Annotated in this window: 15 protein-coding genes; 3 read left to right on the top strand and 12 right to left on the bottom strand. The window is 59.6% G+C overall.

Going from position 1 to position 13,607, the window contains the following annotated elements; all coding sequences use genetic code 11:
* Positions 1 to 94: 94 nt before the first annotated feature.
* From B348_RS0102135 to rplM, 8 genes are all read right to left on the bottom strand, one after another.
* Positions 95 to 844 carry a FadR/GntR family transcriptional regulator gene (locus tag B348_RS0102135; protein ID WP_017734515.1) on the bottom strand — a complete coding sequence of 250 codons (750 nt, stop codon included), beginning with the start codon at positions 842 to 844 and terminating at the stop codon, positions 95 to 97.
* 158 nt (positions 845 to 1,002) lie between these two features.
* Positions 1,003 to 1,419 (bottom strand): ClpXP protease specificity-enhancing factor, encoded by a 417-nt coding sequence (locus B348_RS0102130; protein ID WP_017734514.1) that lies wholly within the window; start codon positions 1,417 to 1,419, stop codon positions 1,003 to 1,005.
* A gap of 17 nt (positions 1,420 to 1,436) precedes the next feature.
* Positions 1,437 to 2,054, bottom strand: coding sequence for a glutathione S-transferase N-terminal domain-containing protein (locus B348_RS0102125; RefSeq protein ID WP_017734513.1), 618 nt, complete (start codon positions 2,052 to 2,054; stop codon positions 1,437 to 1,439).
* A gap of 149 nt (positions 2,055 to 2,203) precedes the next feature.
* Positions 2,204 to 2,986: a cytochrome c1 gene (locus tag B348_RS0102120; protein WP_017734512.1), complete on the bottom strand. Its 783-nt coding sequence runs from the start codon at positions 2,984 to 2,986 to the stop codon at positions 2,204 to 2,206.
* Positions 2,986 to 4,197 carry a cytochrome bc complex cytochrome b subunit gene (locus B348_RS0102115; RefSeq protein ID WP_017734511.1) on the bottom strand — a complete coding sequence of 404 codons (1,212 nt, stop codon included), beginning with the start codon at positions 4,195 to 4,197 and terminating at the stop codon, positions 2,986 to 2,988. The genes B348_RS0102120 and B348_RS0102115 overlap by 1 nt, the downstream gene beginning before the upstream one ends.
* Entirely contained in the window at positions 4,197 to 4,790 is a 594-nt protein-coding gene (gene petA, locus B348_RS0102110) for a ubiquinol-cytochrome c reductase iron-sulfur subunit (protein ID WP_026136492.1), read from the bottom strand. Before petA ends, B348_RS0102115 begins: the two co-directional genes overlap by 1 nt.
* A 266-nt stretch (positions 4,791 to 5,056) precedes the next feature.
* Positions 5,057 to 5,449: a 30S ribosomal protein S9 gene (gene rpsI, locus B348_RS0102105; RefSeq protein ID WP_003216038.1), complete on the bottom strand. Its 393-nt coding sequence runs from the start codon at positions 5,447 to 5,449 to the stop codon at positions 5,057 to 5,059.
* A gap of 14 nt (positions 5,450 to 5,463) precedes the next feature.
* Complete coding sequence (rplM, locus tag B348_RS0102100; protein WP_003171742.1) at positions 5,464 to 5,892, bottom strand: 50S ribosomal protein L13; 429 nt, start codon at positions 5,890 to 5,892, stop codon at positions 5,464 to 5,466.
* 248 nt (positions 5,893 to 6,140) lie between these two features.
* On the opposite strand from rplM, the gene B348_RS0102095 reads away from it, so the two are divergent.
* Positions 6,141 to 7,181, top strand: a complete 1,041-nt coding sequence (locus B348_RS0102095; protein ID WP_017734509.1) for an NADP(H)-dependent aldo-keto reductase — start codon at positions 6,141 to 6,143, stop codon at positions 7,179 to 7,181.
* A 113-nt stretch (positions 7,182 to 7,294) separates the two neighbouring features.
* On the opposite strand, the gene B348_RS0102090 is transcribed toward B348_RS0102095, so the two are convergent.
* Positions 7,295 to 8,431: an acyl-CoA dehydrogenase family protein gene (locus B348_RS0102090; protein ID WP_026136491.1), complete on the bottom strand. Its 1,137-nt coding sequence runs from the start codon at positions 8,429 to 8,431 to the stop codon at positions 7,295 to 7,297.
* Positions 8,432 to 8,652: 221 nt separating this feature from the next.
* Between B348_RS0102090 and B348_RS0102085 the strand changes: the two genes are divergently transcribed.
* Complete coding sequence (locus B348_RS0102085) at positions 8,653 to 9,573, top strand: GlxA family transcriptional regulator (protein WP_177325302.1); 921 nt, start codon at positions 8,653 to 8,655, stop codon at positions 9,571 to 9,573.
* 130 nt (positions 9,574 to 9,703) lie between these two features.
* On the opposite strand, the gene zapE is transcribed toward B348_RS0102085, so the two are convergent.
* From zapE to B348_RS0102070, 3 genes are all read right to left on the bottom strand, one after another.
* Complete coding sequence (gene zapE, locus B348_RS0102080) at positions 9,704 to 10,798, bottom strand: cell division protein ZapE (RefSeq protein ID WP_026136490.1); 1,095 nt, start codon at positions 10,796 to 10,798, stop codon at positions 9,704 to 9,706.
* A 79-nt stretch (positions 10,799 to 10,877) separates the two neighbouring features.
* Positions 10,878 to 12,236, bottom strand: coding sequence for a tryptophan--tRNA ligase (locus B348_RS0102075; protein WP_017734505.1), 1,359 nt, complete (start codon positions 12,234 to 12,236; stop codon positions 10,878 to 10,880).
* Between the two features lie 24 nt (positions 12,237 to 12,260).
* Positions 12,261 to 12,890 carry an alpha/beta hydrolase gene (locus B348_RS0102070; protein WP_017734504.1) on the bottom strand — a complete coding sequence of 210 codons (630 nt, stop codon included), beginning with the start codon at positions 12,888 to 12,890 and terminating at the stop codon, positions 12,261 to 12,263.
* A 147-nt stretch (positions 12,891 to 13,037) separates the two neighbouring features.
* Between B348_RS0102070 and B348_RS0102065 the strand changes: the two genes are divergently transcribed.
* A complete protein-coding gene (locus tag B348_RS0102065) occupies positions 13,038 to 13,475 on the top strand; it encodes a YhcB family protein (protein ID WP_017138275.1) in 438 nt (145 codons plus the stop codon).
* Positions 13,476 to 13,607 lie beyond the last annotated feature (132 nt).

The following is a 13,607-nucleotide window of genomic DNA, read 5'->3' as shown; positions in this document are numbered from 1 at the left end:
GGCTGATGCACCGCCATCGCAGGCAAGCCAGCTCCCACAGTTGACCGTATTCCACCCTGCTTGAATTGGGGCTCACACACTCAATGACTGAACCTCAGTTGCGCTGCGATTCTGCCTCTTCATGGGCATGGCGCAGCCGCTCCCGGCTATTGGTCAGGTGCAGGCGCATGGCTGCCCGCGCCGCATCCGAATCCTTACGGGCAATCGCCTCGTAGATCTCTTCATGCTCACGACTCAAGCGCCCCATGTAGTGCTGCTGGTCATCGTGGGCCAGGCGTGCCGAATTCAGGCGCGTACGCGGAATGATGCTGGTGCCCAGGTGGGTCATGATGTCGGTGAAATAGCGGTTGCCGGTGGACAGGGCGATTTCCAGGTGGAAGGCAAAGTCGGACGCCACGGCATCACCAGCATGTGCTGCGCTTTCATTCAGGGCGTCGAGGGCGGCGCGCATGGTCGCCAGTTGTTCGTCGGTGCGGCGCAATGCAGCCAACCCTGCGGACTCGACTTCCAGGCTGATGCGCAATTCGAGGATCGCCAACACATCACGCAGGGTGACCACTGTGGCCGGGTCGATACGGAAGCCGCTCGGGCTTGGCGTATCCAGCACAAAGGTGCCGATGCCGTGACGGGTCTCCACCTGGCCTGCTGCCTGCAACCGCGAGATGGCCTCACGCACCACGGTGCGACTGACCCCATGGGCTTCCATGATCGCCGACTCGGTGGGCAGCTTGTCACCGCGCTTGAGTTCGCCGTCGCGGATCTGCTCGGACAACACCGTGACCAATTCCTGGGCAAGGCTGCGGCGCTTGCGGGGAAGACGAGGGGCGGTGTTGGTGTTTTCCATGATGAATCATCTTTCTCGGCGAACTTGAGCAGGCATCATAGCCCATGGCGGTTGTACGATCACCGTCCAGGCGCGACTTTCATCCATATGCTCAGCGCAAAAAAATGCCCCGGCACGGGCCGAGGCATTTTTCAGGCGCGCCCGAAGGCAGCCGCCGTTTACTTCACCACTTTCAGGCTCGGCCGGCCGCTTGGACGCGGTGGCTCGGCATCCGGTGGCAGATCACCGTCGTCATCGCTGTCGATCGATTCATCGCCGTCGAACGGCGACTCCAGATCAAACACCATGCCTTGGCCGTTCTCCCGGGCGTAGATCCCGAGAATGGCGCCAATCGGCACGAACAGCGTGTGCGGCACACCGCCGAAACGCCCTTCGAAGCTCACCGCTTCGTTGTCCATGTGCAGGTGGCGCACGGCACTGGGCGATACGTTCAACACAATCTGCCCGTCACTGGCAAAACCCTGCGGTACCTGAACCGCAGGAAATTCGGAATTGACCAGCATGTGCGGGGTGCAATCGTTGTCCACAATCCACTCATAGAGCGCGCGGACCAGGTAAGGTCGACTGGAGTTCATCAGCGGCTCCTTAAGCCTTAGCGCATATCGCGTTCGACACCAGACAGACTCGCCTGGAAAGCCTCACGCGCAAACTGGCGCTCCATGTAATCAAGCAGCGGCTTGGCTGGCCGCGGCAGTTCAATACCGAGAATCGGCAAGCGCCAGAGTATCGGTAATAGGCAGCAATCCACCAAGCTTTGTTCCTCACTGAGGAAAAAAGGTTTATCGGCGAACAACGGCGAAACACCGGTCAGGCTCTCGCGCAATTCCTTACGCGCCACGACACGGGCCGCCTCTTTGCTACGCGAATCCAGAATCACATCCACCAGCCCGCACCAGTCACGCTGGATCCGATGGATCAGCAGGCGGCTGTTGGCACGCGCCACCGGATACACCGGCAGCAAAGGTGGATGCGGATAACGCTCATCCAGGTATTCCATCACCACGGTCGACTCCCACAACGCCAGGTCACGATCGACCAGGGTGGGCAAGCTGCCGTAGGGGTTCACTTCGATCAGTTTCGGCGGCTGACGGCCCGCCTCCACACTGATGATCTCGGCGCTGACACCCTTCTCTGCGAGCACGATACGTACTCGGTGGGAATAGTGGTCGGCGGGGTCGGAGTAACAGGCCAACCGATTGGTCACGCCCATGGCGGTCCTCCTCGCTTGTTGAAATTATCGAAAGCTCAAAAACGAGCGCGCCCAGGGAGCATCTCTGTAACGACCGGTTCAAACAGGTCGCTACGTATTCAGAGATGCCGCTGGGCGCGCAAGATTAACAGCAATTGCTTACGGTTGGATCAATGCACATCCTTCCAGTATTCGCGTTTGAGCAGATAGGCGAATACAAAGAAGAAAGCCAGGTACAGCAAGACGTAGGTACCGATGCGCTGGTGCTGCAGTTTGACCGGGTTGGCCGAGTAGGCCAGGAAGGTCACGAGATTTTTCACTTTCTCGTCGAACTGCTCTTCGTTCAGCGCGCCGGTCTTGGGCACGATGGTCAGTTGATCGCACGCTTCGTGAGTCAAAGGCGTACCGGTCAACGGGTCATATTGCTTCTTGCCGTCTTCGACGACCTGAACCTGCTTGCATCCTACCACTTGGCGACCCTGCAGGCCGACCAGAACGTTAGGCATGCCGACGTTCGGGAAGACCTTGTTGTTCACGCCGTAAGGGCGCGCCGGGTCTTCGTAGAAGGATTTCAGGTAGCCGTAGAGCCAGTCGGTGCCACGTACGCGTGCCACCAGGGTCAGGTCGGGCGGTGCAGCACCGAACCAGGCCTTGGCGTCGGCAGGCTTCATGCCGATGTTCATGTGGTCGCCGATCTTGGCGCCGGTGAACACCAGTTTCTCCAACATCACTTCGTGAGGGATACCGAGGTCGTCGGCAACCCGCTCATAACGCTGGAACTTGGCGCTGTGGCAGCCCATGCAGTAGTTGGCGAATGTCCGCGCGCCGTCTTGCAGGGCGGCTTTGTCCGACACGTCGATATCGACTTTTTCCAGCTCCGGGCCGCCGTGTTCGGCAGCGAAGGACAGCAGCGGCAGGGCCGCAAGCATCAATGCAACGAATAATTTTTTCATCAGCCAGTCACCCTTTCCGGTACCGGTTTGGTCTTCTCGAGCCGGGTGTAGAACGGCATCAGAATGAAGTAGGCGAAATACAGGAAGGTGCACACCTGCGACAGCAACGTACGCTCAGGGGTTGGCGCCAATACGCCCAACACGCCCAGGATCACGAAGGCAATGCAGAACACCCACAGCCAGATCTTGCTCAGCCAGCCCTTGTAGCGCATGGACTTGACCGGGCTACGGTCGAGCCACGGCAACACGAACAGCACGGCGATGGCCGCACCCATGGCGATCACGCCCATGAGCTTGTCGGGGATCGCACGCAAGATCGCGTAGAACGGCGTGAAGTACCAGACCGGGGCAATGTGCTCTGGTGTCTTGAAGGCGTTGGCCTGTTCGAAGTTAGGTTTCTCGAGGAAATACCCCCCCATCTCCGGGAAAAAGAACACGATCGAGCAGAACACGAACAGGAACACGACCACGCCGACAATGTCCTTGACGGTGTAGTACGGGTGGAACGGAATGCCATCCAGCGGGATGCCGTTCTCGTCCTTGTGCTTCTTGATGTCCACGCCATCCGGGTTGTTCGAACCCACTTCGTGCAGCGCCAGGATGTGCAGCACCACCAGGCCGAGGATCACGATGGGCAAGGCCACCACGTGCAACGCAAAGAAGCGGTTCAGGGTGATGCCGGAGATCAGGTAGTCACCACGGATCCACTGGGTCAGGTCGTTGCCGATCACCGGGATCGCACCAAACAGCGAGATGATCACCTGGGCGCCCCAGTACGACATCTGGCCCCACGGCAGCAGGTAACCCATGAAGGCTTCGGCCATCAGCGCCAGGTAGATCAGCATGCCGAACACCCACACCAGCTCACGAGGCTTCTGGTACGAGCCGTAGAGCAGGCCGCGGAACATGTGCATGTAGACGACGATAAAGAACGCGGAGGCGCCGGTGGAGTGCAGCAGGCGCAGGATCGAGCCGTACTCGACGTCACGCATGATGTATTCGACGGAGGCGAACGCTTCTTCTGCCGACGGCGTGTAGCTCATGGTCAGCCAGACGCCGGTGACGATCTGGTTGACCAGCACCAGCAGTGCCAGCGAACCGAAGAAGTAGAAGAAGTTGAAGTTTTTTGGTGCGTAATATTTGCTGAGATGGTCTTCCCACATTTTGGTGGCGGGGAAGCGCGCATCCACCCAATCCATGAACTTGCTCATCACGCGTTCTCCTTATCGAGGCCAATGACAATGAGGTCGTCAGTTTCGTAGGTATGCGGAGGCACGGGCAGGTTCAGGGGAGCAGGTTGGGACTTGTAGACGCGACCGGCGAGGTCGTAGTGCGAGCCGTGGCAAGGGCAGAAATAACCACCGACCCAATCCTTGCCCAGATCGACCGGAGCAACTTCCGGGCGAAAGGTAGGCGAGCAACCCAGGTGGGTACAAAGACCGACCAGCAGCAGAATTTCTGGCTTGATCGAACGCGCTTCGTTTTTGGCGTAGGCGGGTTGGTCGGACTTCTCAGACATAGGGTCAGATAACTGGCCTTCGATCTTCTTGAGATTCCCCAGGATTTCCTCGGTACGACGAACAATGAAGACCGGCTGGCCGCGCCACTCAGCAATCATCTGCTGGCCTGGCTCGATCTTGCTGATATTCACCTTCACCGGTGCACCTGCGGCTTTCGCCTTGGCACTGGGAAACCATGACCCCACGAACGGGACCGCAGCCCCCACCGCTCCTGCAGCACCCACCACGGATGTGGCTGCTACCAAGAAGCGACGCCGGCCTGCATTCACGCCGTCATTGCTCATTCAGTCCTCTCCCATCAGCTTTTTGGCCTGTTAAATCAGGCGTCTACTAAGTGTTGAATCTTTACTTATAAAAATTTTGCCGAATGGTAATGAAAAGCCCCACGGTTGACAAGGTAATTGCCCAGGGCTCAGCCTCCAGGCCTTGTAGTATAGGGGGTCTACGGATGTGGCAAGTTGTCACGCACAAATTTGTGCATAAATCGCAGGCAATAAAAAACGCCCAGCTCCGTGAGGAGACTGGGCGTTTTTGTGGAACGTAAAGCGAATTAACGCTTCGAGTACTGCGGACGCTTACGCGCTTTACGCAGACCGACTTTCTTACGTTCAACTTCACGGGCATCGCGAGTCACGAAGCCAGCTTTGCGCAGAGCGCCACGCAGGGTTTCGTCGTACTGCATCAGAGCGCGAGTGATACCGTGGCGGATTGCGCCAGCTTGACCACTTACACCGCCACCGATAACGGTGACGTAGATGTCGAACTTCTCAACGGTCTCGGTCAGTTCCAGCGGCTGACGAACTACCATGCGGGCAGTTTCGCGACCGAAGAAGTTTTCCAGAGTGCGGTTGTTGATCGAGATGTTACCAGTGCCCGGACGCAGGAAAACGCGTGCGGTTGCGGTTTTGCGACGGCCAGTGCCGTAATTTTGAGTCGCCGACATAATGAACTATTCCGTTAAAACTTCAGTTCTTGGGGCTGCTGAGCAGCATGAGGGTGTACAGCGCCCGCATAGACTTTCAGCTTGCGAAACATATCGCGACCCAGTGGGCCCTTAGGCAGCATACCTTTGACCGCGATTTCGATCGGGGCTTCAGGCTTCTTGGAGATCAGGCCTTCGAAGTTCGAAGACTTGATACCGCCTGGGAAACCGGAGTGACGGTAGTACATTTTGTCTTGCGCTTTGTTGCCGGTAACACGTACCTGCTCAGCGTTGATGATCACGATGTAGTCACCGGTGTCAACGTGAGGGGTGTACTCAGGCTTGTGCTTGCCACGCAGACGGCTGGCGACTTCAGTGGCCAGACGACCCAGGGTCTGACCAGCGGCGTCGACGACAAACCAGTCGCGCTGAACTGTTTCCGGTTTTGCAGTAAAAGTTGTCATTCTTTAATAGCCTCAGGGGCCGCCCTGTAAATTAGACGGCGGATCTTACTGAATAGTGCGTACTTTGACAAGTCAAAGGCAGCCGGATACAGACGCTATCGGGGGCTCGGGTCGGCGCGTCCGTTCAACGGCAAGATTCTTCGGCAGGCGGCGCATCACTTCCACTGCAGAAAGAGGTGGGCAATTATGCAGATTGCGAAAAAAAATTCAACCTGCTTTTATGATTGTTTTCCCTGAAGGAGTACCCGATGGATTATCGACAGCTGGGCCGTACGGATCTGAACGTGAGCGCGATAGCCTTGGGCACCATGACCTGGGGCGAGCAGAACAGCGAGGCAGAGGCCTTCGCCCAGATCGAACGGGCCAAGGCCGCGGGGATCAACTTCCTCGACACGGCGGAAATGTACCCGGTGCCGCCCAAGGCCGACACCTATGCCACCACCGAGCGTTATATCGGTAATTACTTCAAAAGCCGTGGCGATCGCGCCGACTGGGTCCTCGCCAGCAAGATCGCCGGCCCCGGCAACACCATCGACTACATCCGCGACGGCCACCTGCGTCACAACCGCAAACACATCGGCCAAGCCCTGGATGCCAGCCTCAAGCGCTTGCAGACCGACTGGATCGACCTCTACCAACTGCACTGGCCGGAGCGCAGCACCAACTTCTTCGGCCAACTGAGCTACAAGCACAAGGACGAAGACAACCTCACCCCGCTGGAGGAAACCCTCGAAGCCCTGGACGAACAGGTAAAGGCCGGCAAGATCCGCCACATCGGCCTGTCCAACGAAACCCCGTGGGGCACCATGAAGTTCCTCGCCCTGGCCGAAGCCCGCGGCTGGCCCCGAGCGGTGTCGATCCAGAACCCGTACAACCTGCTCAACCGCAGCTTCGAAGTGGGCCTGGCGGAAATCGCCATTCGCGAGCAGTGCGGCCTGCTGGCCTACTCACCCCTGGCGTTTGGCATGCTCAGTGGCAAGTACGAAGGCGGCGCACGCCCGGCCAAGGCGCGCCTGACGGAGTACAGCCGCTTCAGCCGCTACTTCAACCCGCAGTCGGAAGCAGCGTGCAGCCGTTATGTGGCACTGGCGCGCGAGCATGGCCTGGACCCGGCGCAGATGGCGTTGGCGTTTGTGACGCAGCAGCCGTTTGTGACCAGCAACATCATTGGGGCGACGTCACTGGAGCAGCTGGACAGCAACATCGCCAGTGCGGACCTGAAGCTGTCGAAAGAGGTGCTGGAGGGGATTGAGGCGATTCAGAAGGATCACCCGAACCCTGCGCCTTGAAGGATCTGTAGGCCGCCATCGCAGGCAAGCCAGCTCCCACATTTTGATGTGTGAACACCGTCAAATGTGGGAGCTGGCTTGCCTGCGATGGGGCCCTCAACAACACCACAAGATCAGAGCGCCCGCGCAATAATCTCCTTCATGATCTCATTGGTCCCCGCATAAATCCGCTGCACCCGCGCATCCGCCCAGGCCCGCGCAATCGGGTATTCCCACATGAAGCCGTAGCCGCCGTGCAGCTGCACGCACTCGTCGAGCACCTTGCATTGCAGGTCCGTGGCCCAGTACTTGGCCATCGCGGCGGTGGGCACATCCAGCTTGCCCTCCAGGTGCAACGCCATGCACTTGTCGACAAACACGCGGCCGATCTGAATCTCGGTGGCCATCTCCGCCAGCTTGAACCGAGTGTTCTGGAAATCCGCAATCGCCTTGCCAAACGCCTTGCGCTCGCGGGTGTATTCGAGGGTCCATTCCAGTGCCGCCTCGGCCGATGACACGGCACCGATGGCCACGGTCAAACGCTCCTGCGGCAGCTCCTGCATCAGGTACGCGAAGCCAGCGCCGGCCTGGCCCAACAGGTTTTCCTTGGGCACGCGCACATCCTGAAAGAACAGCTCGGAAGTGTCCTGCGCCTTCATGCCGACCTTCTCCAGGCGCTTGCCCTTGGCGAAGCCCGGCGTGTCGGCTTCCACCAGAAACAGGCTGGTGCCCTTGGCGCCGGCCTTGGGATCGGTCTTGGCGACAACGATCACCAAGTCGGCCAGGTAACCGTTGGTGATAAAGGTCTTGGAGCCGTTGATCACGTACTCGTCACCCTCCAGCACGGCGGTGGTCTTGACCCCTTGCAGGTCGGAACCGGCACCCGGTTCGGTCATCGCAATGGCCGTGACCATCTCGCCGGAGATCAACTTGGGCAGGTACTTGTGCTTCAGCGCTTCACTGCCGTAATGCAGGATGTACGGCGCCACGATGTCCGAATGCAGGGAAAAGCCGATGCCGGTCAAGCCCAGGCGGCTGACCTCTTCGATCACCACCGCGCTGTAGAGAAAGTCCGCGCCCAGGCCGCCGTATGCCTCCGGCAGATGGGAACACAACATCCCCGCCTCCCCTGCCTTGCTCCACAAGTCGCGGTCGATATAACCCTGTTTCTCCCATTGCCCATGGAACGGCGCGGCGTGTTTTTCAAGGAAGGTGCGCACGCTCTCGCGAAAGAGTTCGTGTTCCGGGCTGTACAAGGTTCTGGGGATCATGGCTCACCTGCGGGGGATTGTCGGACAAAAACAAGCCCACAGAGACTATGCCGCGAAGGCAGCACAGGACACTGGACACATGCGACAAAAAATAAGACGATCCAGCCGTCTGGTGACCACTTTCCCCTATAAGAATAAATGAAATTATGTCTAACCAAATCTCCACGCCCTTGCGGCGCGTCAGCATTTTGGCCATTGATCGGGTATTTGCTTCCACCCTCATGCAAGCCAAGGATTTCTTCCACCTCGCGAGCCTGCGTTACGGCAAGCAACAAGGCCTGGGCCTGACCCCGGCGTTCGAAACGCGCCTGGTCAGCCCCGACGGGCAATCGGTGCGCAGCTTCAGCGATGTGATCATGCCGGTGGACGGCGGCCTCGAAGACGCCGACATCATCGTGCTACCCGCCTTCTGGGACGACTTCGACGCCCTCTGCACCCGCTACCCGCAAGTGCTGCCATGGCTGCGCGCCCAACACGCACGCGGCGCCGTGCTCTGCGGCGAAGCCACCGGGGTGTTCTGGCTGGCCGAAGCCGGCTTGCTTGACGGCAAGGAGGCGACCACCTACTGGCGCTTCTTCAACGCCTTCAGCGAACGCTTCCCGCGGGTCCAGCTCAACCAGGACAAGCACCTCACCGACGCCGACAACCTGTACTGCGCCGGCGGCACCACCTCGGCGTGCGACCTCTACATCTACCTGATCGAACGCTTCTGCGGCGCCAACATCGCCCAGGCCGTGGCCCGCGACATTCTTTACGAAGTGCAACGCAGCTACGCGCCGGGACGCATCGGTTTTGGTGGGCAAAAGCTGCACCAGGACGTGATCATCCTGCAGATCCAGCATTGGCTCGAAGAGCACTTCGCCGACAAGTTCCGCTTCGAAGACGTCGCCCGCGAACACGGCATGAGCATCCGCAATTTCATGCGGCGCTTCCAGACGGCGACCGGTGACAAGCCGCTGCACTATCTGCAACGCCTGCGTATCGAGACGGCCAAGGGCCTGCTCTCGGGCAGCCGCAAGAGCATCAAGACCATCAGTTATGAGGTGGGGTATGACGATGCGAGTTTCTTTGCGCGGTTGTTCAGGCAGCACACCGAGTTGTCGCCGAACCAGTATCGCCAGCAGTTCCAGCAAGCCGCATAACCCGAGACAAACACAAACCTAATGTGGGAGCTGGCTTGCCTGCGATAGCGGTGTACCAGCCAGCAGATGAGCTGGCTGACAGACCGCTATCGCAGGCAAGCCAGCTCCCACATTTTGATCTACTTCGTCTTTAAGGTTTGTGCCCGCGCGCGAGGAACTCGTGGGACTGCATTTCCAGCAAACGGCTGAGGGTGCGCTGGAATTCGAAGGTCAATCGCCCCCCGGTATACAGATCCTTCAGCTCCACTTCCGCCGAGATGATCAGCTTCACGTTGCGGTCGTAGAACTCATCGACCATGTTGATAAACCGCCGCGCGATATCGTCGGTGGTCACGCTCATCTGCTCCACGCCGCTCAAGATCACCGCATGGAAGATCTTGCCCAGCTCGATGTAGTCGTTCTGGCTGCGCGGGCCGTCGCACAGGGCGCGGAAGTCGAACCACGCCACGTCATCGCAGGTACGCAGCGCAATGATTTCGCGGTTTTCGATCATCAGCTTGTCGTTTTCCACCGCCTGGGTGCATTCCGGCGTGAGGGCACGGAAGCTCTTGCGCAGGCTTTCGTGCGCCGCTTCGTTGAGCGGGAAGTGGAACAGCTCCGCTTGCTCCAGGTGACGCAGGCGGTAGTCGACGCCGCTGTCGACGTTGACGATCTCGGTGTTCTGCTTGATCAGCGCGATGGCCGGCAGGAAGCGCGCGCGTTGCAGGCCGTCCTTGTACAGGCCGTCGGGCACGATGTTCGAAGTGGCCACCAGGGTCACGCCGTTCTTGAACAGCTCTTCCATCAGGGTGCCGAGGATCATGGCGTCGGTGATGTCGGAGACGAAGAATTCATCGAAACAGATCACCCGCGCTTCGTCGGAGAAACGCTTGGCGATGATGGTCAGCGGGTTTTTCTCGCCCGGCAGGGTCTTCATCTCTTCGTGCACGCGCTTCATGAAGCGGTGGAAGTGGGTGCGGACCTTTTCCTTGAACGGCAGCGCTTCAAAGAAGGTGTCTACCAGGTAAGTCTTGCCGCGGCCGACGCCGCCCCAGAAGTACAGGCCTTTGACCGGCGTGTGGTCTTTCTTGCCAAACAGCTTGCTGAACATCCCCGGCTTGCTTTGCGAGGCGGCGACGAGGTCGTCGTACAGGCGCTGCAAGTGACGCACCGCCGTTTCCTGGGCAGCGTCATGGAAGAATTCAGGGCGTTTCAGATCAGCTTGATATCGTTCTAGGGGCGTCATAATTTCGTTAGCAAGGCAACAAAAACGGGCCGTCACTGTAACGACGGCCCTGATTAATGGCAATCAACCCTTGGTCGGGTCAATCTTCGATTGGCGTCAACGCAACGCGCAGGGCGGCGATTCCAGCGTCGCGCTCGGCGGCATCTGCGTAGATTGCCGTGCTCTCGGCGACGCATTCGCCGTCGAGCCAGACATTGAAGCCATACGCTTCGCTACGAATGTCCAAAGTTTGACCCGATTGCAATTGCTTGGTCACGGCACCGGCGGCCTTGCCGTCAGCGAAGTTGCGCGACAGCAGCAGTTGCTCGCCATCAGCGGCCAGCAGGCGGAAGCGGAAGCTGCCGTCGTCTTCACGAAAGCTCACGAAACGTGCGGCTTTCGCAGCTTTCTTCTTCGCGGCCACCGGCGCAGCAGCCTGCTCGACGAACGAACGCAAGCCAACCGCCTCACGCAGCTCGGCGAGGAACGGCGCGGCCACGGCGCGGGCCTTCTTGGCGCCGATCAGCAGCAGGTCTTCCATGTCCGACGGGCGCGATATCAGTTGATGGTAACGCTCGCGGGCTTCGCCCAATTGACCGTCCAGCAGCTGGAACAGACGGTTCTTCGCCTCGCCCCAGCCCAGGCCTTGCAGCAGCTCGGCGCGGAATTCTTCTTCCTGGGCCTTGCTGGCAAATGCCTGGAACAAGGTGAACAGGTGGGAGTTGTCCGGGTCCTTGGCTTCGCCTGGCGCGCGGGAGTCGGTGACGATGCGCGAGATCGCGTCCTTCATGTCCTTGGCGCTGGTGAACAACGGGATGGTGTTGTCGTAGCTCTTGGACATCTTGCGGCCATCCAGGCCCGGCAAGGTGGCGACGCTTTCTTCGATCAGCGCCTCGGGCATGGTGAAGAACTCTTTACCGTTGCCGAACAGGTGGTTGAAACGCTGGCCGATGTCACGGGCCATTTCCACGTGCTGGATCTGGTCGCGACCCACCGGCACCTTGTGCGCGTTGAACATCAGGATGTCCGCCGCCATCAGCACCGGGTAGCCGTACAGGCCCATGGTGATGCCCGCATCCGGGTCTTCGCCGGTTTCCACGTTCTTGTCCACCGAGGCCTTGTACGCGTGGGCGCGGTTGAGCAGGCCCTTGGCGGCAACACAGGTGAGCAGCCAGGTCAGCTCGGGGATTTCCGGGATGTCGGACTGGCGGTAGAAGGTCACCCGGTTCACATCCAGGCCACCGGCCAGCCAGGTCGCGGCGATTTCCATGCGCGAGCGCTGGATGCGCTGCGGGTCATCGCACTTGATCAGGGCGTGGTAGTCGGCCAGGAAGTAGAAGGAGTCGGCATTGGCGTCTTGGCTTGCGAGGATCGCCGGGCGGATCGCACCGGCGTAGTTGCCCAGGTGCGGCGTGCCGGTGGTGGTGATGCCGGTGAGGATACGGGTACGAGTCGTCATGGGTAATCGCTTATCAGACTGCTATCAATTCGAGAGGCGCGGCAGCACCAGATCCTTGAGATCGGTGAGCTTGCCATGAAAAAAGTGCCCGCATTCTGCCACTTTCAGCAGCTCATGGGGGCGATTCAGGGCGGCGGACCAGTCGTAGACGGTCTGCGGGTCGACCACTTCGTCGGTTTCCGGCTGGATCAGGGTCAGCGGGCAGCTTTGTGGCAACACATCGCTATCGCGCAGGCGCATTACCGCCGCGGCGACCATGAACAGGTGCGCGAGCTTCTCCCCCCTGGCTTCCAGGCGGCCGCCGAGGCTGGCGGCTACGTAGCCACCGAAGGAGAAACCAAGCAGGGTCATCGGCAGATCGGGGTGTTTTTCCCGCAGCCAGGTGGCGGCCGCTTCGGCGTCGTCCACTTCACCGGTACTCATGTCGTGGGTGCCGGCACTCGCGCCGACGCCACGGTAATTGAAGCGCAACGTAATCAAACCGGCATCGCGGGCGGTGCGTTGCAGGGTCGAGACGACTTTATTGAGCATGGTGCCACCCTGCACCGGGTTGGGGTGGCAGATCAGCGCCAGGCCCCGTGGTTCGGGGTGATCCAGGTACAGGGCTTCCAGTTGGCCCACCGGGCCTTCGATCAAAACGGGGGTTTCACGCATGAGCAAGAGATGAACTCCGTGACCTCTCAATGGGTCGACTCGTCTAGCTAAAAGTCTGTGCTTGGCATCATTGCGAGCTTAATCGCGGTATACAGCGCAGGTTTGAGCCGTTAACGTAAAGCAAAGCCGTTTATAGAGGAAGGACTCGTGGAACACTCGCTCTTAGTTTGGTTGTTGCCGACTCTTGCCCTGGTTGCCGGTGTCGCCATTGGATTCCTGGTTGCTCGCCTGCTGCCGAATGCCGCGCCTAACCGCACGCAGCGTCAGCTGGATGACATTCAGGAACGTTTTGACAGTTATCAGAACGAGGTTGTTACCCACTTCAACAGCACCGCGACCCTGGTCAAGAAGCTCACCCAGAGCTACCAGGAAGTACAAGACCACCTCGCCGATGGCGCCAACCGCCTGGCTCTCGACGACATCACCCGTCAGCGCCTGCTGGCCGCGCTGCATTCCGATGCACCGCAAGCACCACGTGAGCGCCTGACCCCACCCCGGGAAAACCAGGAGCCGCCACGGGACTACGCGCCAAAAACGCCGAACGCCCCAGGCATGCTGGATGAGCATTACGGTTTGAAGAAGTAGGTTTTCTTCAGGCACTAAAAAGCCCGGCTGATCGATGATCAGCCGGGCTTTTTGTTGCCTGCTCATTCTCAAGAACACCGGAGACCCACTGTGGGAGCTGGCTTGCCTGCGATGGCGGTGGGTCAGCTTGCT

The sequence above is a fragment of the Pseudomonas sp. CBZ-4 genome (assembly GCF_000346755.1).
In the GTDB taxonomy this organism is placed as follows: domain Bacteria; phylum Pseudomonadota; class Gammaproteobacteria; order Pseudomonadales; family Pseudomonadaceae; genus Aquipseudomonas.
This window is presented reverse-complemented; position numbering and strand designations above follow the sequence as displayed.